At 45.8% G+C, this 24,811-nt stretch carries 23 protein-coding genes and 1 tRNA gene; 20 read left to right on the top strand and 4 right to left on the bottom strand.

All coding sequences use genetic code 11. The features are described 5' to 3' along the window. Positions 1-52 precede the first annotated feature (52 nt). The 3 genes from DHBDCA_RS09390 (at position 53) to DHBDCA_RS09380 (ending at position 3,151) form a co-directional block, all read left to right on the top strand. The gene (locus tag DHBDCA_RS09390) at positions 53-1,186 is read left to right on the top strand and encodes a glycosyltransferase (RefSeq protein ID WP_015043987.1); all 1,134 of its coding nucleotides are present in this window, start codon (positions 53-55) and stop codon (positions 1,184-1,186) included. A 72-nt stretch (positions 1,187-1,258) separates the two neighbouring features. Continuing rightward, a complete protein-coding gene (locus DHBDCA_RS09385; protein ID WP_015043986.1) occupies positions 1,259-2,047 on the top strand; it encodes a hypothetical protein in 789 nt (262 codons plus the stop codon). Positions 2,048-2,089: 42 nt separating this feature from the next. Then, positions 2,090-3,151, top strand: a complete 1,062-nt coding sequence (locus tag DHBDCA_RS09380; protein WP_015043985.1) for a CgeB family protein — start codon at positions 2,090-2,092, stop codon at positions 3,149-3,151. Here DHBDCA_RS09380 and DHBDCA_RS09375 read toward each other — a convergent pair. Continuing rightward, positions 3,140-3,769, bottom strand: a complete 630-nt coding sequence (locus tag DHBDCA_RS09375; protein ID WP_015043984.1) for a class I SAM-dependent methyltransferase — start codon at positions 3,767-3,769, stop codon at positions 3,140-3,142. The two genes, DHBDCA_RS09380 and DHBDCA_RS09375, sit on opposite strands and share 12 nt — an antisense overlap. Before the next feature lie 143 nt (positions 3,770-3,912). Here DHBDCA_RS09375 and DHBDCA_RS09370 point away from each other — a divergent pair, with 143 nt between their 5' ends. Then, a complete protein-coding gene (locus tag DHBDCA_RS09370; RefSeq protein WP_015043983.1) occupies positions 3,913-6,138 on the top strand; it encodes a thioredoxin domain-containing protein in 2,226 nt (741 codons plus the stop codon). A 58-nt stretch (positions 6,139-6,196) separates the two neighbouring features. Here the strand turns inward: DHBDCA_RS09370 and DHBDCA_RS09365 are convergent, their stop codons facing one another. Next, positions 6,197-6,619: a putative ABC transporter permease gene (locus DHBDCA_RS09365; protein WP_034378231.1), complete on the bottom strand. Its 423-nt coding sequence runs from the start codon at positions 6,617-6,619 to the stop codon at positions 6,197-6,199. 91 nt (positions 6,620-6,710) lie between these two features. Continuing rightward, complete coding sequence (locus DHBDCA_RS09360) at positions 6,711-7,313, bottom strand: NUDIX hydrolase (RefSeq protein WP_015043981.1); 603 nt, start codon at positions 7,311-7,313, stop codon at positions 6,711-6,713. A 174-nt stretch (positions 7,314-7,487) separates the two neighbouring features. On the opposite strand from DHBDCA_RS09360, the gene DHBDCA_RS09355 reads away from it, so the two are divergent. From DHBDCA_RS09355 to radA, 6 genes are all read left to right on the top strand, one after another. Continuing rightward, a complete protein-coding gene (locus DHBDCA_RS09355) occupies positions 7,488-8,270 on the top strand; it encodes a hypothetical protein (RefSeq protein ID WP_015043980.1) in 783 nt (260 codons plus the stop codon). A 185-nt stretch (positions 8,271-8,455) separates the two neighbouring features. Beyond that, a complete protein-coding gene (locus DHBDCA_RS09350) occupies positions 8,456-8,929 on the top strand; it encodes a CtsR family transcriptional regulator (RefSeq protein ID WP_015043979.1) in 474 nt (157 codons plus the stop codon). Between the two features lie 14 nt (positions 8,930-8,943). Then, positions 8,944-9,468, top strand: a complete 525-nt coding sequence (locus tag DHBDCA_RS09345) for a protein-arginine kinase activator protein McsA (RefSeq protein WP_015043978.1) — start codon at positions 8,944-8,946, stop codon at positions 9,466-9,468. Further along, positions 9,465-10,532: a protein arginine kinase gene (locus tag DHBDCA_RS09340; RefSeq protein WP_015043977.1), complete on the top strand. Its 1,068-nt coding sequence runs from the start codon at positions 9,465-9,467 to the stop codon at positions 10,530-10,532. The genes DHBDCA_RS09345 and DHBDCA_RS09340 overlap by 4 nt, the downstream gene beginning before the upstream one ends. Before the next feature lie 31 nt (positions 10,533-10,563). Continuing rightward, entirely contained in the window at positions 10,564-13,047 is a 2,484-nt protein-coding gene (locus DHBDCA_RS09335; protein ID WP_015043976.1) for an ATP-dependent Clp protease ATP-binding subunit, read from the top strand. A gap of 13 nt (positions 13,048-13,060) precedes the next feature. After that, complete coding sequence (gene radA / locus DHBDCA_RS09330; protein ID WP_015043975.1) at positions 13,061-14,401, top strand: DNA repair protein RadA; 1,341 nt, start codon at positions 13,061-13,063, stop codon at positions 14,399-14,401. A gap of 153 nt (positions 14,402-14,554) precedes the next feature. Here radA and DHBDCA_RS09325 read toward each other — a convergent pair whose 3' ends face one another. After that, complete coding sequence (locus DHBDCA_RS09325) at positions 14,555-14,947, bottom strand: hypothetical protein (RefSeq protein WP_015043974.1); 393 nt, start codon at positions 14,945-14,947, stop codon at positions 14,555-14,557. A gap of 270 nt (positions 14,948-15,217) precedes the next feature. Between DHBDCA_RS09325 and DHBDCA_RS09320 the strand changes: the two genes are divergently transcribed. The 10 genes from DHBDCA_RS09320 (at position 15,218) to DHBDCA_RS09275 (ending at position 24,811) form a co-directional block, all read left to right on the top strand. Further along, complete coding sequence (locus tag DHBDCA_RS09320) at positions 15,218-16,384, top strand: PIN/TRAM domain-containing protein (protein WP_015043972.1); 1,167 nt, start codon at positions 15,218-15,220, stop codon at positions 16,382-16,384. Beyond that, positions 16,362-17,549 carry a 2-C-methyl-D-erythritol 4-phosphate cytidylyltransferase gene (gene ispD / locus DHBDCA_RS15920; protein WP_015043971.1) on the top strand — a complete coding sequence of 396 codons (1,188 nt, stop codon included), beginning with the start codon at positions 16,362-16,364 and terminating at the stop codon, positions 17,547-17,549. Before DHBDCA_RS09320 ends, ispD begins: the two co-directional genes overlap by 23 nt. 107 nt (positions 17,550-17,656) lie before the next feature. Further along, the gene (gene gltX, locus DHBDCA_RS09310; RefSeq protein ID WP_015043970.1) at positions 17,657-19,114 is read left to right on the top strand and encodes a glutamate--tRNA ligase; all 1,458 of its coding nucleotides are present in this window, start codon (positions 17,657-17,659) and stop codon (positions 19,112-19,114) included. 19 nt (positions 19,115-19,133) lie between these two features. Then, positions 19,134-20,597: a cysteine--tRNA ligase gene (gene cysS, locus DHBDCA_RS09305; RefSeq protein WP_015043969.1), complete on the top strand. Its 1,464-nt coding sequence runs from the start codon at positions 19,134-19,136 to the stop codon at positions 20,595-20,597. A gap of 17 nt (positions 20,598-20,614) precedes the next feature. After that, on the top strand, positions 20,615-21,148 hold the full coding sequence (locus DHBDCA_RS09300; protein ID WP_015043968.1) for a Mini-ribonuclease 3: 534 nt from the start codon (positions 20,615-20,617) through the stop codon (positions 21,146-21,148). Continuing rightward, positions 21,129-22,463: an FAD-dependent thymidylate synthase gene (locus DHBDCA_RS09295; protein ID WP_015043967.1), complete on the top strand. Its 1,335-nt coding sequence runs from the start codon at positions 21,129-21,131 to the stop codon at positions 22,461-22,463. The genes DHBDCA_RS09300 and DHBDCA_RS09295 overlap by 20 nt, the downstream gene beginning before the upstream one ends. Positions 22,464-22,544: 81 nt before the next feature. Further along, positions 22,545-23,033 carry a dihydrofolate reductase gene (locus tag DHBDCA_RS09290; RefSeq protein ID WP_015043966.1) on the top strand — a complete coding sequence of 163 codons (489 nt, stop codon included), beginning with the start codon at positions 22,545-22,547 and terminating at the stop codon, positions 23,031-23,033. A 66-nt stretch (positions 23,034-23,099) separates the two neighbouring features. After that, entirely contained in the window at positions 23,100-23,837 is a 738-nt protein-coding gene (gene rlmB, locus DHBDCA_RS09285; protein WP_015043965.1) for a 23S rRNA (guanosine(2251)-2'-O)-methyltransferase RlmB, read from the top strand. Positions 23,838-23,962: 125 nt separating this feature from the next. Further along, positions 23,963-24,616 carry an RNA polymerase sporulation sigma factor SigH gene (gene sigH / locus DHBDCA_RS09280; RefSeq protein WP_015043964.1) on the top strand — a complete coding sequence of 218 codons (654 nt, stop codon included), beginning with the start codon at positions 23,963-23,965 and terminating at the stop codon, positions 24,614-24,616. 119 nt (positions 24,617-24,735) lie between these two features. Continuing rightward, positions 24,736-24,811, top strand: a tRNA-Thr gene (locus tag DHBDCA_RS09275).

The raw sequence follows: 24,811 nt of genomic DNA, 5'->3' as shown, positions 1-24,811 counted from the left end.
AAAAGTTCCTTATCGTTTGGCATTTGAATATAGTAGCAAAGAGGAGGGTGCTATGATTACCATCAGCTTATGTATGATCGTCAAAAATGAAGAAGAACATCTGCTCAATGTCCTTAATTGTGTGAAGAATATTGTAGATGAAATTATCGTGGTGGATACCGGGTCGGACGATAAAAGCAAGGAAATTGCTTGTTTGCACCAGGCTAGAATTTATGACTGGGAATGGATGGACGATTTTGCGGCTGCCAGGAATTTTTCTTTTGCCAAGGCTAGTATGGATTATATCTTGTGGCTGGACGCCGACGATATCCTGAAAAATCATGACCAGTTTGCCCTGATGCAATTGAAGCATGTGCTTAATCCCAATGTGGATGTTGTGCTGATGAAGTATTGTGTGAACACCGGGGTAATAGGAGATTCCATGTCAACCTTTTACCGGGAACGACTTGTTAAGCGGAGCAAGAATTTCCAGTGGCGGGAGCCGGTGCACGAGTACCTGGATTTTAACGGTGAAATTTTAACGACAGATATCTGTATCTGTCATACGGGAATAAAGTGCAATTCGCCAAGGAATTTGAGCATTTATGAAAAAATACTGGCTGAGGGGAAAAAGTTAAATGTCAGAAACCTTTACTATTTTGCGAGAGAACTTTTTAATTGCGGAAGATTTGCCGAGGCCATCAAAAATTTTGAGAATTTGTTAGACAGCAGTGAAGATATTATGCCCTATTATCTGGATGCGTGTATCCGGTTAGCCATCTGTTATGCTGCCCAGAACAATCATGACAAAGTGCTGGATTCCCTGCACAAAAGTTTTAAGTACGATATACCACGGGCTGAGGTTTGCTGCAGGCTTGGTTATTATTATAAGAGCAGAGAGGATTATAAAAAGGCCATTTTTTGGTTTGAACTGGCTACTAAATTGAAAAAACCAAACCAAACATGGAGCATGGTTGAATATGATTGTTGGGACTTTATCCCTTATACGGAGCTTTGTTCGTGCTATTACCGGGTGGGGCATCCCAAAGAAGCCTTATACTACAACAGCTTGGCATTGGAAACCAAGCCGGAAGATGCGATGAGCCTAAGTAACAAAGCTTTCCTGGAAGGTGTAATAAAAGGATCATCCTCTGTTTCAGCTGACGCATTGCATGAGTCGCTAAATTTACTGTATCCAAAGAGTTAATATTGCCAAGTAACAGATTCCAGAGTTTTGCATATTTTGTAGTACAAGTATCAAAAATGGAGGTAGAAAAAAATGGCATACCTTCCCGATCTTTGCAGTAGGTTGGGCTCGGCAGCTTTTACTGCGATCAATGACTCGGAAACCTTGACACTTGGCAGCAGAATCTATACGTTTTTAGATACTCTCGGAGCAACACCTCCCGCGGGAAATGTTCATATTGAGATTCAATCTGGATTGGCTGACACAGTAAAATTATTAGCCAAAGCAATCCGAGGCGAGGCGGATATCAGTATTCTATATGCAGCAGGCGAGAGCAATAACCCTGAATGCACAGCCTATTGGACAAGTCAGAGGTTTGCACTTGACGATGTCCAGGTGGTGGCAGGTCAGAATGTTTATATTGTGGAGAGAGAAGAGGATTCCAATACACCCATAACCCTGTCAACAACATGTAGCGGCTGTTCTCTGAACTCTTTAAGGCGTGCCGGCTTTTCAAGGTATTTTCTTGATGGAAACAATGCAACAGATGCCCAACAAAGTATAAGAGGTTCCTACCAGATGATTCTGCCAATAAATTTTGTTGGTTTTGCATATACAATTAATTGTATTAATAAAATTTATTGCTCGATGAGTTCTACAAGTTGTATTGAAATTGACTTATACCGGAGCCCTGATGAAGTCACTTTTACCAGAGTCGTAAGAAGTACGAGTTTTCCGGGTGCATCATATGGCGCGCTAATATGTGAAGATGTGGATTGTGATTCGATATCAGCAAATGAAGGCCTTTATTACCGACTTGGTACCGATGGAACTGATCCGACAAATTATATCGATATCAAATTCTCCTATGTGGCGGTGTAGTAACAGAACGACAATGGTCTTGTCTTGAAAGGGGAACAGTTGTTGAAAATTGCCTGCTTTTCCGCATCACCAATCATGAAGTATGGGCTGATGCCTGGTTTTGAAAAAAATGGAGAGGAAACAAAAATATTTCCTATGGCCTGTATGGGTGACGAAATGGTGACTCTGGAATTGGACGGACAGGTTATCCGCGTTCCCTATACCGAGCAGGATAAGATTAATAGCTATATTGACAAATGCATAGCCCGATATGGACCAGATTATGTCATCCTGGAAGGCTATCAGGGGGAACTGGCACTTGGCATTTCCATGGCCTGTGAAAAGTATGGCTGCGGGTTTATTTACTGGAGTATTGAAGATCCGGTGGGTTTTGCTAGAACACTGCCTATAGCAAAAATGGCCGATATTGTATTTACGACCGCTTTGGAGTGTATCCGTGAATACCGGAATCAAGGAATTCAGGCCCATCTCCTTATGTTTGGCTGCAATCCTGAATTCCACCGAAGCGGGGTATATAGGCCCCAGTGTGATCTGGATTTTGCGGTGCAGGCTAGTTGGTACAATTTTGCTTCCAGAATAGAGGGCTTTAACATTTTGTTAAAGCCTTTGCTGGGATTAGGTTATAAGTATCGCATTTGGGGGTACAATTGGGACAGTAATCCACAGGCCCGCGCTTTTCTAGGAGATAATGAAGACCATTTCGCCGGGATTTTTCCCAATGAGAAGCTGCCGGATCTATGTGCTTCTGCCAGAATCATTCTAGGATTTCAGTGTGATTCCTCCAGTATTACGCAGACCAGTATGCGGAATTATGAGGTGCTTTCTTGCGGGGGATTCTATCTTTGTCAATATACCAAGGCCAGTGCCTATATTTTCCGTGAGGGAACCCACCTTGAACTTGTCAGGGATAAAGAAGAGGCCGTGAGCAAAGTGTTATTTTACTTGGCCCATGACCAGGAACGTATCAGGGTTGCCCGGCTAGGGCAGGAGTATGTGCACAGAAGGCACTCGTATGAGGTCAGGGTTAGTGAGGATGTTCTTCCTTACATTGAACGGAGAGCAAGCATAAGGGAAACCGCTAAGATCAGAGAACTAAGGATCTGAATTGTTTTGTGCGGCTGAAAGCCTTTTATAGATCATTAACATTTGCTGGCCGCACCAGTATCCTTTGTCTTGGGAATTTATGATTTTCAAAAAGCATCTCCCAAAGCCATTGATTTCTAAGGGAAAACTGTTTTCTGAAAGAATAATCTGATGCTCAGGACAAATTGGAGGCTTTTCATTATAAGGAACTAGAAGTATATAATATTGGCCGGTACTTAAGAGATGTTGAGCAAATACTTCAGCCGGGTTCGGAAAGTGCTCAAGACAGTTGCTGGAGGTAATAACATTAAAGCGATCTTTTTGAGGATCGAGGATTTCCGAACGGAAATTGCCGGATGGGTAATCAGCTTTGCATTTTTTGACAGCGATCTCTGAAAAGTCCAGACCGGTCACATGAGCGTTTGGAAATCTTTTGCTAATCTCCTCAGCTCCTTGTCCCAGAGCGCAGCCCCAATCCAGGATAAAGGGACTCTCATCCTTAATGTATTTACACACTTCTTCGGGCAGATTGTCCAACAGTATCCTCATGAAAAATCTTGTCTGATTCTTTCCCCCCGCCGTTTCCCAATTAACATCAAACCGGCTGTCCCAATACTCTTTAGAGTTTATCGTCGTCATATTTTTGTCTCCTCCTCATTCGTGTAATAACAGCATATTCATCGTACAAAGCATTGTTCACGCTTAATATCAAATGATAAAAAACCTCAATGGGGAAATAATATACAAGAAAAGCTACACGATAAGAAAGGGGTTGATGCCAAATGAACGAAGTACACGGAAACGCAAACAGATTGGCAGGGGAAAAATCGCCATACCTGTTGCAACATGCATTGAATCCAGTGGATTGGTTCCCCTGGGGTGAAGAGGCCTTCCAAAAAGCCAAAGAGGAAAACAAGCCGGTATTCTTAAGCATCGGCTATTCCACATGTCACTGGTGCCATGTGATGGAACGGGAATCATTTGAGGATAAAGAAGTCGCCGCAATTCTGAACCGCAGTTATATTCCGGTTAAAGTGGACCGGGAAGAAAGACCGGATATTGACCAACTGTACATGACCTATTGCCAGGTGATGACCGGAGCAGGGGGCTGGCCGCTGACAGTGCTGATGACGCCGGATAAACAGCCTTTCTTTGCCGGAACTTATTTCCCAAAACACAGCCATTACGGACGTCCTGGTCTCATGGATATTTTGAGTCAGGTAGGTGAGCTGTGGCAGACAGAGAAAGATAAAGTCATCCAAACGGCAGCGGAACTTTACGAAACAGTTACCAGGCATTATCGTGGGGATAAAAACGCCACGTCTGCCGTGCCAAAGAACAAGCAAACCCTGCCATTTACAGAGAAAGAAAAAGACAGCGGTGATATAGCTATCTGGGGTAAAACCCTACTGGGCAAAGGATATGAACTGCTGGAAAACAAGTTTGATTCAAAATACGGGGGATTCGGCAGTGCTCCGAAATTCCCGGCTCCCCATAACCTGGGTTTTTTACTGCGGTATTCAATGGAAGAGCCACAGAGCAAAGCACTGGCGATGGTTGAAAAAACATTGGACAGCATGGCTGACGGAGGGATCTTCGATCATATCGGGTTTGGCTTTGCACGCTATAGCACAGACCATTACTGGCTGGTTCCTCATTTTGAAAAGATGCTCTATGACAACGCCGGTCTGGCCCTTGTCTATTTAGAAGCTTATCAGCGGACGAAAAACCAAAAATACCGCCGGGTTGCGCAAAATATATTCGGGTATGTTCTGCGCGATATGACTTCTGCGGAAGGAGGCTTTTACAGTGCGGAAGATGCCGACTCTGAAGGGGAGGAGGGCAAATACTATCTTTGGTCCAAAGATGAGATTAGAAAAACACTCCAGGATGGAATTGAATCCCTTCAAAAAGAAAGAGAGCTTAAAAACGGATTTAAACCTCTTTCTAAGCAAAAGGAAGAAGTGGCGGATATCTATTGTGATGCGTATGGCATAACGGATGAAGGTAATTATGAAGGAAAAAATATTCCTTCACGCATCTTTCATGTCGGTGTTGGGGACCTCACTTCCCGCTATAGTCTGACTGGAGACGAACTGGGCGAGATGTTGGACATTTGTAATACCATTCTGTTTTCAGCAAGAGAGAAAAGGGTTCGTCCGGCTAAAGATGATAAGATCCTGGTTTCCTGGAATGGTTTGATGATTGGGGCTTTAGCCAAAGGAGTGCAGGTGCTCTCAGGTGATCTCTCTTGGGAAAATGATAAAAAGAGTCTTCTTCTAACCGCAGAAAATGCCGCAGGTTTTATCAGAGACAAGATGTTTGATTCCCGCGGCAGACTGCTCGCCAGGTACAGGGAGGGGGAAGCAGGTATTCCCGGTTATCTCGATGATTATGCTTTTCTTGTTCACGGGTTGCTGGAACTCTATACGGCGTGCGGAAAAACAGAATACCTGGAGCAGGCGATATTTCTTCAGGAAGAGCAGGAAAAACTGTTCCGGGATGAAACGAACGGGGGATATTATTTTACCGGTTGTGATGCTGAGGAACTGCTACTCAGGCCTAAGGAGATCTATGACGGTGCAATGCCTTCCGGGAACTCAATGAGCGCCTGCAATCTAGGGAGGCTGTGGAGACTTACCGGACTGTCAAAATGGCAAGAACGGGCTGAAAAACAAATCAATTCATTCCGGACGACTGTTGAAGACTATCCTCCGGGATACACAGCTTTCCTTCAGGCGATCCAATACGCCTTAAATCAAGGCGAGGAACTGGTATTATCGGGATCTTCCGCTAATCAAACGCTAGAAAAAATGCAGACCGCCATTTTTAAGGATTTTCATCCATATGCTGCAGTGGCCTACAATGACGGTTCGTTAGGACAGTTAATCCCAAGAATGGATGATTACCCTGTCGGTAGGGACCTATCGGTTTACGTCTGCAGGGATTTTGCTTGCAGGGAGCCTGTAAATACCCCCGAAGAATTAGCAAAAATCCTCTCAGAATAACCCAGGCATACACATCCAGGCATCATTATATGGGTATGTCCTTGAGCTTGTTTACCGTTTACCTTTCTGAATATCTGTTTGTGAGTATAACGAAAGCATCAAGTTTACGGTGAACCCGCTCAAAGAGAAGGCCGCCGATAAACCATACCGGGGCATAGCTGAGTGTAATGAGTCCGTTTATCGCCAGCGGATCCGTATACCGCCAAGGATAGACCCCCAGAATTTTAAGTAGAAACAGACCGCTAAAATATTCTATCCCCCAGATTGCTGTGAGCCAAACGAGTCCCCTCAAAGGCCACCTCCATCCTGAAATTAAATCGTGTAAAGGTTCAAGAATAGCAGCGGAACCATATATAAAAAACATCCAAAGGTTGGTAAAGCCCATTAGCCGAAAATCCCCGTGAATAAGAGAATCAAGTCCTGTCCAGATTATTTCGAGGCTCCAGCCCATCAGCCCGTAAATTAAATATCGTTTTAGCATGATCATAGTTTGTGACAGGGAGGGATATTTTACTTATTGTAAAATATCCCTTAATAATCAGTACCACGGTTAACCCTAAATTTAATTATTTTTAGATTAAAGTGAATAGTTCGGAAAGCGCACCAAATACAGGGACTCCTTCTTTGTGAATTAGTCCTGGGAAAGGATTTTCTTTTCCGGTGTGTTCGATTGCTTTTGTGATCACTTCAAGACTCATCGGGGCGATAGGTAAATTACGACAATCTTCGAGCGAGTAGAAACCGGCCTGGATTACCTCGACCGGATCATGTTTTAATTGACCGCCCAGACCGCGAAGAAAGAAGACAATATAAATATTGTGTTTCACGTTCGGGATATCTTCAGGGTAATCGCGGACTGCCAGAATGCTTACAGGCTTCGACAGGATGCCGGTTTCCTCACGGACTTCCCTGACAACCGCTTGGGTAATTTTTTCATTCTGTTCTACATAGCCGCCGGGAATGGTCCATCTTCCTTTACCGGGGTTATGCGCTCTTTGGACGAGGAGTACTTTGTCGTCTTGAAGCAAAAGACCGCCTACGCCCAGGGAGTATTCCCCCCAGTGGATATAGTCACAGGCCGGGCAGCTTTGCCTCTTTTTGTCTTCAATTAGTTTATACTCCAGTGCGGCAGAACACACGGGACAAAACTTAAATTCCGGATAAAGAGACGGCATATGGTTCCTTCTTTCTCTAATCAAAGTTATTAATCCTATTTTATCCTGAAAAAGAGAAGATGCAAATTTTATCTAAATTGGGAAATACGGTACGAAGGATAAATAATTTCTTTGTAGAACTACTAAATAATACTTTAATCGACTGAATTTTCAACCTGTGGGGGAAATATAAGAATGAAAAATGATAAGAAAAAAGAGATTTGGCTTGATCCTGAGGAACTCCGGCAGTTGTTGGAGGGAGGCTTGTATTGGAAAGATATAGAGCCCAAACTGTCCGAAGAAAATGCGGAAAGCATCAGAAGGCAGTTTAGTCTTGAAGATGAGGCTGATATTAATGACGGTGATATTGACGAGTATGACCAGAACACCGGGGAATTTGACCAGAACAACGGAGAATATGGCCGGACGGCCGGGAAGTCTCCGGAAGAGGATCAAGCGGAAGCAGGTCCTGTTTTTGCCGGAGATTCGGATGAAGACAATGAGGAGATCAGAACGATTTTGCTTGGTGATCAAAATTCGGGGCAGGATGAACTGCAAAGACTGTTTATCTCCCAAGCGGCTTCCCTGGAAGATGATTTTAATGGAATAGAGCATATGAGCGAAATGAAAAATCCGGCGGAAACAAGTCCGAACAGCTTCAGCCCGCTTGCTGATACTGAGGCAGCGGATGATTTGAATAAAGCTGATGAAGCCTACAACGCAGAAGATACCGCTATGATCCCGAAAAGACCGGGCACTCTGGAGGAAACAGAAGTAGGGGCGGAAGAAAGAAGCCGCTTTTCTGATTTAAATAGTTATATCATGAACAGTAAAAATGACCCGAGTGCGGACGATGACGATGACCTAGATTTTGAGTTCGAACAGAAAAGCGGCTTTGGTGGACTAAAGCTTGTTATTTTTGTTGTGATTGTTGCAGCGGTCACCTTCGGTTTGTGGTATTTCTTTATCAGCGATTGAGGACTTTTCGTTAAGTACAGCAATGTTGAATTTTTTGTAGTCAGCGAGCATAAAAACCTATCTTCGGATAGGTTTTTTTAAATAAAATAGTTTTCAAAATCATCAAAAAGGGGTAAAATAGTTACAAAGGTCAAAAAAGGTCATAAAGTCAGCAAAGGTCAACATTAAAATAAGGATGGATGACGATGAGTAATTTGGCGGACAGAATCGAGGAGTACCTCAAAAAGATTATAGAGCAGGCCGAAGTTGGGTACATTGTCCTGCAAAGAGGTTATCTTGCTGATTTCTTTTCATGTGCTCCTTCCCAGATTAACTATGTTCTTACAACGAGGTTTACCGCAGAACGCGGCTATCTTGTTGAAAGCAGAAGAGGCGGCGGCGGTTATTTAAGGATTGTTAGGCTGGGACTTGATCCTGAGGGTAAATTCCAGAGACTCATGTCGGAACTCATTGGGGATGACCTTTCCCAGGATCGGGCCAACAATCTTGTGGACAGACTCAGAGAAGAAGATCTGTTCACCAAAAGAGAAGCAATCCTGGTAAAAACGATTTTTTCCGACCGGCTTTTGGTTGGAGTGACGAATTTGCCTTCTACGCTTAGGGCCCGTATGATGAAAGAAATACTGGCGAATATGTGCAGGGACGATGTTAATGATTGATCGGAGGGATAGCAATGCTTTGTCAGAACTGTCAACAACGGGAGGCTGTGGTTCATCTGACCAAAATCATTAATGGACAGGCGGCGCAGCTTCATCTTTGCCAGGAATGTGCGCAGAAAGCGCCTGGTACCGGCTTCAATCTCTACCCTGGCATGGTATCGGATTTTTTACAGGCATTATTTGGGGTAAATCCGGCAGGACAGTATGATCAGACGATCGTAGACAGCCAGCCCGGGAAATGTCCCGGGTGCGGAAGAACTTTTTCCCAGATACAGCAAGCCGGGAAAATGGGCTGTAGTAAATGTTACGATGAATTTGAGCCCCAAATGGAAATGCTCCTGCGCCGGATCCATGGAAGAGGGATGCATGTCGGGAAGGTGCCGGCAAGACGAGGCGCTTCGTTCCGAAACAAACAGGAAATAGTCAAATTGAAAGAACAACTCTTGGAGCTAGTAAAAGCAGAAAAGTTTGAAGAGGCAGCTATATTAAGAGACCGGATTAAAGAAATGGAGAATACTGTCGGAGGTGAGAGCAAATGACTTATCGGGAACTGCTTGCCAAAGACAGCTTCTGGATGAAGGATACCCCGGACATTCCGATTGTACTGAGTTCCAGGATCAGACTGGCCAGAAATATCGCGGACAATCCTTTCCCTCACGTAATGACCCATGATGATGCCGAAAAAATTGAAGCACAGATTTCCGGCGTTCTGGACGGTTTTACCGCTGAAGGGGAAAAGCTTGTTTATATTCCATTGAAAATGCTTATTCCGGTGGAGAAGAAGGTACTGATTGAAAAGCATCTGGTCAGCCCGGGTTTTAACGAGACTGAATATGCACGCGGTCTGGCCTTGTCCGAAAGCCATAAAATTGCAGTCATGGTCAATGAAGAAGATCACCTGAGAATTCAGGTGCTGATGCCGGGGAACAGCCTCAGGGAAGCTTGGCATCTTGCAGGATTGGTCGATGATCATCTGGAAGCGCATCTGGATATTGCTTATAAAGAAAAGCTTGGCTATTTGACGACTTGCCCCACCAATGTTGGAACCGGCCTGAGAGTATCCGTGATGGTTCACTTACCGGCCTTGGTGCTGACCAATCAGGTCCAGCAGGTTCTGGGTGCCCTGACTTCGCTTGGGTTGGCAGTACGCGGTCTGTACGGTGAAGGCTCCAGGCCCTTCGGAAATATCTTTCAGATATCCAACCAGGTTACTTTAGGTAAGAGTGAAGAGGACACCTTGACGCATCTTGATGCGGTGACGCGGCAGCTGATAGAACGGGAAGTCCAGATGCGGGAAGTTATTCGCAAAGAATCTCCGCTTATCGTCGAAGACAAAGTATGGAGGGCCCGGGGGACTTTGGAAAATGTCAGGATCCTTGAAACGGAAGAGATCTATTCACTTCTATCGGAGGATCGGTTGGGCATTGATATGGGCATTTTATCTAGAGTTTCTGCAGGTTTCGTATCTGTCTTGATCAACTCAATGCAGGGATGTCTGCAATATAATCTCAATAAGCAGCTGGATGCTTATCATATTAACGCAGAAAGAGCTAATTTTGTGCGTGGAATCTACCATCACAAAATGAGCGAGAATGTAAATTAAACGCCGATAGGTTTGGAAAGGAAGGATCAAAATGTCAAGAAAATTTACGCAAAAGGCAGAAAAAGTATTTATGCTTGCTGAGGCGATTGCCAAACGCATGGGCCATAAGATTATAGGGACTGAGCATTTTCTTTTGGCTTTGATTGAAGAAGGAGAAGGAGTTGCCGCGAAGGCGCTGACCGGGATTGGATTGGATCCTGACAAGGTAAGCGCAAAGATTACCCAGATCATTGGCGTAGGAACCCCTATCAGCGGAGAGGTCGGATTGTCTCCGCGAGTGAAGCGCGTGATTCAGCTTGCCACCGAAGAGGCTCAACGCCAGGGGGTCAATTATATCGGAACCGAGCACATTCTGCTTGGCCTGATCATTGAGGGAGAAGGAATTGCTGCGAGAGTCCTGGCGGATCTTAAGATCAGTCCGGAAAAAATATGGGAGCAGGTTGTAGAGCTCCTGGGAGGAGAAACCGAAGGCACATCAATGCCCGGAAGTTCCGCCGCGAATAACAGCAAACCCGGACAGGCAGGTGGAACACCGACTTTAAACGAGTTCGGACGGGACTTGACGGTTATGGCCGCTGAAGGGAAGCTTGACCCCGTCGTCGGCCGGGGAAATGAGATTGAAAGAGTCATTCAGGTACTGAGCCGCCGGACGAAGAATAACCCTGTATTGATTGGAGAACCCGGGGTCGGAAAAACGGCCATCGCCGAGGGTTTGGCCCAAAGGATTGTTAACAACCAAGTGCCGGAGATACTTGTCGATAAACGGGTTGTGACACTCGATCTTTCTTCGATGGTAGCAGGGACAAAATATCGTGGTGAATTTGAAGAGAGAATGAAAAAAGTCATGGAAGAAATCCGGCTGGCGGGCAACGTGGTCGTCTTCATCGACGAACTTCATACCCTGATCGGAGCGGGGGCTGCCGAAGGAGCCATTGACGCAGCCAATATTCTGAAACCGGCCCTGGCCAGAGGAGAAATGCAATGTATCGGAGCAACGACGCTCGATGAATACCGTAAGCATATTGAACGTGATCCAGCCTTGGAAAGACGTTTTCAACCGATTAAGGTAGGAGAGCCTACAGTTGAGGAAACCGTGGCCATTCTGAAGGGCTTAAGGGACAAGTATGAAGCCCATCACAGGGTGAAGATATCCGATGAGGCGATTGATGTGGCAGCGCGCTTGTCCGACAGGTATATTTCCGACAGATTTTTGCCCGATAAAGCCATCGATTTAATTGATGAGGCTGCATCCAGAGTTCGCATTCACAGTTTTACGGCACCGTCGGATTTGAAAGAGCTGGAGGAAGAAATCGAAAATCTGAAGAAAGAAAAAGAAGCAGCCGTAAAAAGGCAGGAATTCGAAAAAGCCGCCGAAATCAGAGACGAAGAGCAAAAGAAACGCGAAAAGCTCAGCGAGATTCGTAAGAACTGGGAGGAAAGCCGAGAAAAGGACCGGATGGTCGTGGGGCCAGAGGATATCTCCGGAATCGTATCGAGCTGGACAGGAGTCCCAGTGAATAAACTTGAAGAAGGAGAAAGCTTCAGACTTTTGAAACTGGAATCCCTTCTGCATGAGAGCGTGATCGGACAGGATGAGGCGGTCACGGCTGTTGCCCGTTCGATCAGACGGGCCAGGGCGGGACTCAAAGACCCTAAGCGGCCCATTGGTTCGTTTATCTTCCTCGGACCGACAGGAGTCGGAAAAACCCAGCTGGCGAGGTCCTTGGCTGAATCTCTGTTTGGGGATGAAAATTCGCTGATCAGAGTTGATATGTCCGAATATATGGAAAAGCATGCCGTATCCAGGATGGTAGGTTCGCCTCCGGGATATGTCGGTCATGATGAAGGTGGTCAGCTTACGGAGGCGGTCCGCAGGAAACCATACAGCGTCATTCTGTTTGACGAAATAGAGAAGGCCCATCCTGAAGTGTTTAATATTCTGCTGCAGGTACTGGAAGACGGCAGGCTCACGGACTCTAAGGGAAGGCTTGTGGATTTTCGCAACTGCGTATTGATTATGACGTCCAACGTCGGAGCTTCTTTCCTAAAAAAAGAATCTCTGGGTTTTGTCTCCGGAAGAAGCGAAGAAAGCGAATATAAATCCATGAGTTCCAGGATCATGGAGGAACTTAAGAAGACTTTTCGTCCGGAATTTTTGAACAGAGTGGATGAAATGGTGGTATTCCATCCGCTCAAGCAAGACGATCTTGTGAAGATTACCAAAATCCTGATCAAGGATGTCAGCAAACGACTAAAAGAGCAGGAACTTGAACTGGTCCTGGATGATGAGGTTCTGGAGCATCTGGCAGAAGAGGGTAATGATCCGACTTATGGGGCGCGTCCTTTACGGAGGGCCATCCAAAAAATGATTGAGGATCCCCTGTCTGAAAAGATTCTTGAAGGAACTTATAACGCAGGCGATACGATTAAGGTCGAACTTTCCGACAAAGAAGTCGTTTTTGTGAAACCCGCTGCCGTCAAGAAAAAGGGCAGAAAGAAACTGGAAAAGGTCTAAGGGGGAAGGAATTTTGGCAGGCCCAAAGACGAAGTTCTATTGCCGGGAATGCGGGCAGGAAAGCGCGAGATGGCTCGGAAGGTGTCCCGGATGCGGTGAATGGAATACACTGATTGAGGAACGCGTAGAAAAATCCAAACCTACAGAAAACAGAGGGATCGTTCAGGCGATCCCTCTGACTGAAATCCAAACGATGGAAGGGCAGAGACTTGATACCGGAAGTCAGGAACTTAACCGGGTTTTTGGGGGAGGGGTTGTCGAAGGATCTTTTGTTCTTTTAAGCGGAGAGCCTGGAATCGGCAAATCTACGCTGTTTCTGCAAATGGCAGAATATCTTTCCCGGAAGGAAAATGTGCTTTATGTGTCGGGAGAGGAGTCTGCCCGGCAAATCAAACTCAGGGCTGACAGAATGGAGCTTTCTTCTTCCCGGGTACATATACTCACCGATAATTCCCTGGAAGCAGTACGTTCGGAGGTGCTGAACAAAGGCTATAAAGTCGTTTTTATTGATTCAATTCAGACGATGCTGCTCGAAGACGTCCAGTCTGCACCCGGAAGCGTCAGCCAGGTCAGGGAAGGGGCTTCTTTTTTGCTGAAACTGGCCAAAGAAAATGAGATTACGGTTTTCCTGGCCGGCCATATTACAAAGGAGGGTGTGATTGCCGGACCCAGGGTTCTGGAGCACATGGTCGATACGGTCCTGTATTTTGAAGGAGATCAGCACCATATTTTCCGTCTGCTGCGGGCAGTTAAAAACCGTTTTGGTCCTGCCAACGAAATTGGGGTATTTGAGATGAGAGGCTGCGGTCTAGCTGATGTTACAAATCCCTCCATGTTTTTTATGGGCGATCATACACAAGTATCCGCTGGTTCCGGGGTGGCTGTCGTGATGGAAGGAACAAGGCCGCTCTTAGTGGAAGTCCAGGCTTTGGTAACATCGTCCATCTTTGCGCCGCCGAGAAGAACCGTAAACGGGATGGATTACCACCGCCTGCTGATGCTTCTGGCAGTCCTGGACAAACGAGCCGGGTACGCTTTTGGCACCCGGGATGTTTTTGTCAATATTGCCGGGGGTCTCGATGTGGATGAACCGGCAGCGGATCTTGCCGTCATCGCCTCTGTGATGTCGGGAATTAAAGATCAGCCGCTTGGAAATATGGCTTTAATCGGGGAACTCGGTTTGACCGGAGAAATTAGAGGGGTTTCTCATATTGAGCAGCGGATCAGAGAAGCGGAAAAATTTGGTTTCCGAAATTGCCTGGTACCAGAAGTCAATGCAGACAGTATCGGGAGGACCGATTGCCGGATCATTCCGGTTAAAAACATTGAGGAAGTGCTGGATTTTCTTTTTTAGATGATTTTGATACCAAAATAAAAAAGGATGTCAAAAGACATCCGCGGCAGTCATTCCAAGGCATCACTGATATGTAAACATTAGTAACTGATATACAAATATACAAAATGAAAGAAAATATCTCCGCATTCTTTAATCTTCTTTTAAGCTCAGCTATCTAAAATTAAAAACGGTTAGTGTTTTGAGTCTGCTTTCTTCTTTTTCCAGGATTTCGTTTACAGACAAGCCCAGAATATTGGCAAGAGCTGAGATGTAAAAAAGCTGATTTCCCAGTTCGATTTCGACAACTTCACGGCAGTTGGAACAAAGGTTTCCTTCCAGATGACTGTTCAGGAGAAACTTAAGATCTGAGATAGTAGCATTTTCTGGAATTGGGCTCTTGTGGGCATCCACTGAGACACAGCCGCAAGAAGTCACAGCCTTCGTGATAGCCCTGTTTACCCGGGAAGAAGCCTCTTGTCCTTTTGATAAAATATCCAAGATGCTTTGGTGTCGAATTAGCATAGCATCAACCGTTTCTTGAAAATCATTATTGATTGGACTCATAGAACATACACTTCCTTTCTGCCAATTTCATTATAGACAGCATCAGAAGCTGTTGTCAATTTCATCAAATCGGGAAATATTTCTTGAATTAAGATATATTGAAATAATTTGTCGTTTACTTTGAAAGAGAAATACAACCTGATATAATGATGAGATACAGGGGAAAATACCGCTAAACAATTTCATAGGGGACAGATTAGGAAAATTTCAGGCTCATGGTATAAACAGAATTGTTTTTAGCCAAAATATAGAAAAAGGGAGGTGAATTTGATGCTTAGCAAAATTGTTCGCGGCATCATTACGCTGCTGTTCGGTGCAGCAGGAATTTACGTAGATTACTTGATATTAAAGGTTGTCGATATTCGTCAGCTTAGTCAGACATTAGGTTTTGAGATTCACTTATACTGGACTTATATTATTATTTTTATTGTGTTATCTGCTTTTGGTTTCTTTCTCGCCCCTGTATGTATGAAAGTCTTTATTGGCCTTGTCAAATGGCTGGAAAGCAGACTTACCCGCATGCCGATTCACGATCTGGTCGGAGGTTCACTTGGGGGTATTGTGGGTTTGCTGATTGCCCGCCTGATTTGCATTACTTTTGTGGGTATTCCGTTTCTCGGCCCAATTCTGTCGGTCGTCGTCAGCTTGTTACTTGGCTACGTCGGCTTGATTATTGGGATCACGCGCAAGGATGATATTCTTGGATTTTTCAACTTTTTGCCCAAACTGAAAGGGGAACGGGCTGAAAGAGAAAAGAATAAGGATAAAGGGCAGGGGAAGCAATCCGCTGCTGCAGGCTATAAAGTGCTTGATACCAGTGTGATTATTGACGGCAGAATTGCGGATATTGTCAAAACGAGCTTTTTAGATGGGGTTCTTCTGGTTCCTGGTTTTGTTCTGGAAGAGCTCAGACATATTGCCGATTCTTCAGACGCCCTGAAAAGAAACCGGGGTCGGAGAGGGCTTGATATCTTGAATCAGATTTCCAAGGAATCGGTCATCAAGGTTGAGATCTACGAAGGTGATTTTGAAGACATCGCTGAAGTGGACAGTAAACTTGTCAAGCTGGCGAATATTCTGGACGCACCGATATTGACCAATGATTATAACCTTAACAAAGTGGCCGAGCTTCAGGGGATAAAAGTCTTAAATATCAATGAATTGGCCAATGCTGTGAAACCAGTTGTCCTTCCGGGCGAAGAGATGTATATTCAGATTATGAAGGAAGGAAAAGAGGCTGGACAGGGCGTAGCTTATCTGGATGACGGAACGATGGTTGTCGTTGACGGAGGACGCAGGTACATTGGGCAACAGACCACCGTGCTGGTTACGACTGTTCTGCAAACTGCCGCGGGTAGGATGATCTTTGCTAAACCCAAAGGGATGCAGGAAAAATCATCTGAGGAGTTTTCCCATGAGTTTAATGCATTCGGCTAATATTGCGGCTATTGTACCTGCCGCCGGGCGGGGAAAAAGGATGGGGGATCAAGGCAACAAGCTTCTGCTTGAACTTGCCGGGACCCCTATCCTTGTTTTTACTCTAAAAACGCTGGAACTTTGTCCGCTAATTAAAGAAATCATTATTCCTGCGGCAAAGGTAGATATTTTGACAATTAAAAAATTGGTGGAAGAATACAGCCTAAAAAAGGTGACGGTAGTGGTTGAGGGAGGTGCCGAAAGGCAGGAATCCGTTTACCGGGCGCTTCAGTCCTTAAGTCCTGAAGTGGACAGCGTGATCGTCCATGACGGTGCCCGCCCCTTATTAACACTGGATGATCTGAACCGTTTTCTTGAAAAAACGGCTGACTCTGAAGCGGCTGTCATGGCTGTACCTTTGAAAGATACTGTGAAAAAGGTGGATACTCAGGGCCAAGTTATGGAAACACCCCCGCGGGAACAGCTCCGGGCGATTCAGACACCGCAGATTTTTAATCGGAACCTTTTAGAAAAAGTACACAAACTTGCCTTTGAACAGCAGTACCTGGCCACGGACGATGCTTCTCTGTTTGAGTGGCAGGGCTTACCGGTCAGGGTTGTTGAAGGCAATTACGAGAATATCAAAGTGACCACGCCTGAAGATATGCTTTGGGCGGAGTCCATCCTGCACAGAAGAAGAGAGGTGCCTCAAATGAAGATGGGACTGGGCTACGATGTCCATGCACTGGTTAAGGGACGGACGTTGATTCTGGGCGGAGTAGAAATTCCCCATGACAAAGGACTTTTGGGGCATTCTGATGCAGATGTTCTGACGCATGCCGTAATGGATGCGATTCTCGGGGCTTGTGCGCTTGGTGATATCGGCAAACATTTTCCCGACAGCGATGCCCGGTACAAAGGCATTTCCAGTCTGGCATTACTGGCTGAAGTTGTAAAGCTTGCGCAAGGCGAAGGCTACAGGCTTGGGAATCTGGATAGTATTATTGTTGCTCAAAAACCGAAAGTATTGCCTTATATCGCGCAGATGAGAAAGAATCTTGCTGAGATTCTGAACGCAAGTCCGGACTGTATATCGATCAAAGCAACGACGACGGAGTACCTGGGCTTCGAGGGCAGAGAAGAAGGAATCAGTTCCCAGGCAATCGTTTGTCTTTTGCCTGTATGACCTGATATAATATTAAACGCTATTATTTTTATTTTTTTAATATCTTGTATTTTATTAATACTTGATGAAGACAAGCAGTACGAAGTAGAAATGAGGTTATGTCGATTATGACGGTGAAAGTAAGGTTTGCTCCAAGCCCGACCGGGCCCCTGCATATCGGAGGAGCAAGGTCAGCTCTTTTTAATTATTTGTTTACAGGAGGCAAAGGTGGGACCTTTGTCTTTAGGATAGAGGATACCGACCTGGAACGGTCGAGCCGGGAATCGGAACAGGATATCATGAACGCGCTGCACTGGCTGGGGATCACCTGGGACGAGGGGATAGACGCCGGTGGAGATTCCGGCCCTTACAGGCAGACGGAAAGGCTCGATACATACCGTGAATACACGGATAAGCTTCTTCAGAGCGGACATGCTTACCTGTGCTACTGTTCGGAAGAAGAACTGGAACAGGAGCGTCAGGAGCTGAGTGCCCGTGGGGAGACCCCGCGCTATCTCGGAAAATGCCGGACGCTGACCGCAGAACAGCGCCAGGCTTATGAAGCGGAAGGAAGGAAACCTGTTGTCCGCTTCCGAGTGCCGGAAGGCCAGGATATCGTGATCAATGACCTGGTCAGAGGGAAAGTCGTTTTTGAAAGTAATGGAATCGGGGATTATATCATTGTCAAATCAGATGGAATCCCAACATACAATTATGCCGTGGTCATCGACGATGTCCTGATGGGCATCACGCATGTTGTTAGAGGAGAAGAACATCTATCCAATACGCCGCGTCAGGTCTTAATTTATGAGGCCCTTGGAATGAAAGTACCGGATTTTGCCCATATCTCCTTGATTTTGAATACTGAAGGGCGGAAGATGAGCAAACGGGACGGGGATACTGCTGTCATGGATTATTTCCATAAAGGGTATTTGCCGGAGGCCGTCGTGAACTTTATCGCGCTTTTAGGCTGGTCGCCTTCCGGTGAGCAGGAATTTTTTACGATCGAAGAACTCAAGAAAGAATTTTCATTGGAAAAAGTATCAAAGAGCCCGGCAGTTTTTGATTTGAATAAACTGAACTACATTAATGCGCACTACCTGAAACAGACTGCTTCGGCAGACCTTGCCCGGTTGGTGCTGCCGTTTTTGAGAGAAAAAGGACTTTTTCCGAATGAGCTTTCTTTGGCCGAACAGCAGTGGGTGACCGGCTTTATTGACGCCGTAAAGGAAAAAATCAACTGCTTAAGCGAGGTTAAGTCCTATATTCATTATTTTATTGGAACAGAAATTGATGTGCTGACGGAGGAAGCTGAAGCGATTATGAAGGCAGATACCGTACCGGCAGTGCTGCAGCTTTTTGCAGCCAAGGTCCGGGAAGCCGCGCTGCTCGACGCACCGGCAGCCAAGAGCATATTAAAAGAGATCACCAAAGAACTTAACCTGAAAGGCAAGGATGTATTTATGCCGGTTAGGATTGCGCTTACGGGGCAGATGCATGGCCCGGATCTCGACCGGATCATGGAACTGCTCGGCAAAGAAAATATTTACGGGCGATTGGAGAAAACGGCTGCTTTCTCGAAGTAAGTACAAGGAGGAAATCGTGATGGCGATTAGACTATATAATACACTTACACGCCGCAAAGAAGCGTTTGTTCCGAGAGAACCGGGAAAGGCTTCAATGTACGCCTGCGGCCCTACGACGTATAATTATTTTCATTTGGGAAATGCCCGGATGCTGGTAGTATTTGATATGGTCAGGCGCTACCTGATCCATAAAGGATTTGTCGTTACGTATGTCCAAAATTTCACCGACGTGGATGATAAAATTATCAACCGGGCTGCTGAAGAGGGCTGCGATCCGATAGCGCTGGCCGGCAAATATATTAATGAGTACTTTACGGATGCCAAGGCTTTGAATATTCTTCCTGCCGATATCCACCCGAAAGCCACGGAACATATCCCGGAGATGATTGACATTATCCGCAGGTTGGAGGAAAAGGGCTTAGCCTATAATATTGACGGGGATGTCTATTTCGCTGTTGACAAATTCCCGGGATACGGCAAGCTGTCCGGCCGGACCCTTGAAGATATGCAGGCCGGAGCGCGTGTAGAGGTGGATGACAAGAAGCATAACCCGATGGATTTTGCGCTATGGAAAAAAGCCAAAGCGGGAGAACCTTTCTGGGAAAGTCCTTGGGGTAAAGGAAGGCCCGGCTGGCATATTGAATGTTCAGCGATGTCCTTGAAATACCTCGGTCCTGGGTTTGATATTCATGGGGGCGGAGGCGACCTGGTTTTTCCGCATCATGAGAATGAAATTGCGCAGTCCGAGGGCTGTCTGGAGGGCCAGCAGTTTGCGCGGTACTGGATGCATAATGCGTTTATTACCATTAATCAGGAGAAAATGTCCAAATCGCTGGGGAATTTCTTTTTGGTCAGAGATGTTACCGGAAAATTCCCGGGAGATGTTATCCGTTTTTATCTGCTCGGAACACACTACCGCAGTCCGCTGGATTTCGATGATGAGAAGCTGGTCATGGCCTCAAAAGGACTGGACCGCCTGAAAAACAGCGTGCGTCTGGCCAAAGAGGCCTTGGGCAAAGCACAGGGTAAAGAGGGTATGACGTTCGGTATCATTGCTGTGAACCGGGACCTGAAGACGGATAATGAAATGGCTCAGGCCTGCCTGGAGGCCAGGAATGCTTTCGAACAGGCTATGGACGATGATTTTAATTCGGCCCAGGCTTATGCAGCCTTATTTGAGCTAGCCAAAGGAATCAATACGTACCTTGCCAAAGGTTCTATAGAGACGGAATCTCTGACTGAAGCAGCACAAACTTTGATAGAGCTGGCTGGGATACTAGGATTTGATCTGGAAGCCGAGGCTGAAATGTTGCAGGAAGATTCCGGGAAACTGGCCCAGGTCATGGAGCTTGTGATGGAGATCAGAGCTAATGCCCGTAGGAACAAAGACTGGACGACTGCGGATCTCATCAGGGACAGGATTAAAGAAATCGGGATTGTGATTGAAGATACCCCTGAGGGTGCTCGTTGGTATTTGAAATAGTTAAAGGATGATCGCATTTGCCTAAGCAAAACGAACCTGAACAGGATAACGGTATGCCGGATATTTGGGCGGTACAAATCAATAAAAGGTGGCAGGATATTAATATTCTGCTGCTCGCCTATATAGGTGACGCCGTTTATGAATTATGGGTGCGCAAGCACCTTTTGGAACAGGACATTGCCAAGGTACAACTCATGCATAAGCGGGCTATTTTCTATGTACAGGCCAAAACACAAGCAGGTATTCTGAGGCATCTCATGAACGAACTGGATGAAACGGAAACAGAGGTTGTTCTGAGGGGTCGGAATGCGAAGGGCCACTATCCACGTAGTGTTGATGTTGTCACCTACAGGCATTCTACAGCATTCGAAGCGCTTATCGGCTACTGGCATATTACTGGCAAAAATACTCGGATGGGCGCGGTTCTAAACAACATAGACGGGATTCTTGAGACAATGGCGACAGAAAATAGCAAGAAAACAGAAAGAGGTACTTTACCCGAAGAAACCGGAAAACGGGGGGAGTCGAAACATGAAGATCACAAACTTTGAACATACCGGACTGGACCGGATTGCAGCTTGGATTAGACGGAACCACTTAAGCGAGATATCTTGCACGGAGCTGAAGGAAGTTCTGAAAACAATTAACATTTTCTTTGTTGCTGACGGCATTAACCGGGTCCAGAGTATGCTGCTCTGCGAGCTGAAAGCATCCTATGTCCAACAAAGTCAAAGATATGTGGCGCTTGATCAGGACGCTTTTGCTTTCCCGGACCTGCCGCCTGAAGATAGCCGCAGAGCCGAGGAACTCGGGCAGCAGGCTTTGAATCTGTATGCAAAAATGTGTACGCTGAAGGAAGGCGGGTTTAAAGGGAGACCTAAGCCGGAGCATTACCTTTACACAATTCCGATTGAAGATGCCCGCTATATCCTGCCGCTCTCGGCAAAGACGAATCTCTCCGTTTCGATGTCCGGAGACAAGCTGTGGGATCTCTTTCTTTTATTCAATGACAGGAAATATGAAGGGATATTCGAGACCCTGAAAAATGAGCTGGAAGCCTTTCTTCCGGTTGAATTATGCGCACTGTTCCCTCGCGACTATGATAGTACGGCAGAATTGGCAATCATTGAGGACTTCTATCAGACAGATTTGGCGAAAATCAGTCCCGAAGATGACCTTATCTTATTGTCCAGTTGTCAGGACCCGGATATTAAGGCTGGCCTGGGAGCTCTCGCCAGCACCCAAAGCAGGGCGTCTTCCGAGGTTTTGCTATCCTGGGGGGAGGAAGCCCCGGTCAAGGCGAAAGAAATTGTTCGGAGAGTACTTGGTTACGGTCATGAAAGTATTGCCGAACAGGTCCGGACCACTTTTGGGATGATGTGTTCCTTGGTGACGTATCACCAGCAGGTCCGTCATCGTCTGCCGGAAATGTTCCGGGAAGACTTCAGTAACCTTTTCAGCGACACAGAAAGACCGGTAATCGTTCCGGATAGCATTCGCAATTCTCCGTTTTTGGAGGAGTTCTTAAATCTGACGGAAGCCTATCGGACATTTTCCAGGGAGATTTATCAAAAATTGGGGCTGGGCAAAGCTATGCCGTTTATCCTGAACTGCCAGCTTTTAAAAATGATTATGTCCACAAATGCGAGGATAGACAATCAGATGCTCTCAGAAAGGACCTGCCTAAACGCCCAGTGGGAAATCAGAAAGCTCGCAGTCAAGAAACTGAAGATCCTCAGAGAATTCTCCGGTGTACTCTATGAAAAAGCACTGCCGCCCTGTCTGGTCAGCAAATGCCATGAAGGGAAGATGACCTGCGGCAAACAGCAGGAAGTAAGAGATCTGTTCTATTACAGGCAAAAGTAACGGCTGCGCACTACATGCAGCATTTTATTATCTTCAGAGGATTTGCCGCGTTGTTCTGAAAATTTTTTAGGGGGCTAATGAATGAAAGCAATCGTTTCGGTAGATCAAAACTGGGGCATTGGCTATAAAGGCGACCTGCTGCTGAAAATTCCGGAAGATATGAAGTTTTTTAAGCAGATGACTGTTGGCAAGGTCGTGGTCATGGGCAGAGGAACCTATGAATCATTGCCGGGAAAAGAGCCCTTGAAGGACAGAACGAATATTGTCCTGAGCACAAACAGGGATTTTCAGGATGAAAGATTTATTATCTGTCATTCTCTGGAGGACCTGCTTCAGGAGCTGAAAGAATACCCTTCGGACGATATCTGTGTGATTGGCGGAGAATCACTTTTTCAGCTGCTCATGCCCTATCTGAATGAACTGTATGTAACAAAAATCAGGCACACATTCCCTGCGGATAAGCATCTTAGGAATGTCGATGAAGATGACAACTGGAAAGTTGAGTCTGAAGGTGAATTGCAAACTTATAATGACATTCAGTACAGTGTTGTAAAATATGTAAGAAAGTGAACGTCGTAATATACAAATTTTAAAGGTTAGTATGCTACGATAAACTTTCGGAAGGGGAAACCGGCATTGGAAGAAAATATTGTGTGCGGGCGCAACGCTGTGACCGAACTGATCAAATCCGGGAATCCGGTGAATAAAGTGCTGATCAAAAATGAAAAGGGGCAGGGAAGAAATTCGGACATACTGCATCTACTTAAAGCGCACGGCATACCGTACCAATTTGTGGAGAATACTGTCCTGGACAAATATACTGCCGGAGAAAAGCATCAGGGAGTGGTGGCATTTGCTGCTGCCAAAGAATATGCAGAACCATCCGATATTTTGGAGATAGCAAGGCACACAGGGGAAGATCCATTTATCCTTGTTCTGGATGAGATCGAGGATCCGCATAATTTAGGGGCTCTTCTTCGAACTGCCGATGCAGCGGGTGTTCATGGGGTGATCATTCCCAAAAGAAGAAGTGCCGCACTCACGCCAGCTGTCGGCAGAACGTCGGCCGGAGCTGTGGAATATGTGCCTGTGGCCAGGGTAAGCAACCTTGTCCAGACACTTAAATATCTCAAAGAAGAGGGCTGCTGGGTATCCGGTGCGGAAGCAGGCGGCAAAGATATCTATCAGGCGGAACTGAAAGGGCCAAGGGTCATCGTCATTGGCGGAGAGGATAAGGGACTCGGGAGACTGATCCGGGAAACCTGCGATGAAATTATATCCTTGCCAATGTATGGCAGAATTTCATCTTTGAATGCCAGCGTAGCCGGATCCATCATCATGTATGAGGTACGGAGACAGAGAAATCAGACTTAATCTGCCATATCCCGCCAATCTTCATCTTGACGCTATTTGTGCATTTCAGGTATAATTATTTTGTTATAAGCATATAATGGAGGCTTCAGCGTTACCTTCGTGAATCGGTTTCGGGAGGGATGGACTTGACTTACGGTATCCAGACAGAGATTCCAGAAGAATTCGAGGCTAATGAATACATAGCGGATGAAGAACTAGTTGAGTTAGCAAAGATCGGTGACGCAGAAGCTCAGGAGTACTTGATCAATAAGTACAAGAATTTTGTCAGAGCAAAAGCCAGATCGTATTTCTTGATCGGTGCGGATAGGGAAGATATCATTCAAGAAGGCATGATTGGACTGTATAAAGCAATTCGTGACTTTCGTGGGGACAAGCTCTCCTCTTTCAGAACATTTGCCGAGTTATGCATAACTCGGCAGATTATTACAGCGATCAAGACGGCTACCAGACAAAAGCATATTCCGCTCAATTCGTACGTATCGCTGAACAAACCTATTTACGATGAGGATTCCGACAGGACGCTCTTGGATGTTATTTCTGGAAATAAGATCACGGATCCCGAGGAACTGATCATCAGCAGGGAAGAATTTGACGATATTGAAGAAAAGATGGGCGAAATTTTAAGTTCGCTCGAATGGGAAGTGCTGATGTCCTATCTTGAAGGCAAATCTTATCAGGAGATTGCCGTTGATCTCGACAGGCATGTCAAATCCATTGACAATGCACTGCAGCGGGTCAAGCGAAAGTTGGAAAGGTATCTGGAGCACAGAGGGGCCTAAAATTCCATACAATATGAATAAAATCAGACCACTCTGTTTTGCAAATTCTTCCAGAAAAAAAATGACTTTTATTGTTGACAAGTGGCCGTAATCTTTGATACAATACGTTGGTGTCCAATGCCGATGTAGCTCAATTGGTAGAGCAGCTGATTTGTAATCAGCAGGTTGCGGGTTCGAGTCCCATCGTCGGCTCCA

Source organism: Dehalobacter sp. DCA, assembly GCF_000305775.1.
In the GTDB taxonomy this organism is placed as follows: Bacteria; Bacillota; Desulfitobacteriia; order Desulfitobacteriales; family Syntrophobotulaceae; genus Dehalobacter; species Dehalobacter alkaniphilus.
The sequence above is the reverse complement of the archived record's forward strand: the minus strand, read 5'-3'. Positions and strand labels throughout refer to the sequence as shown.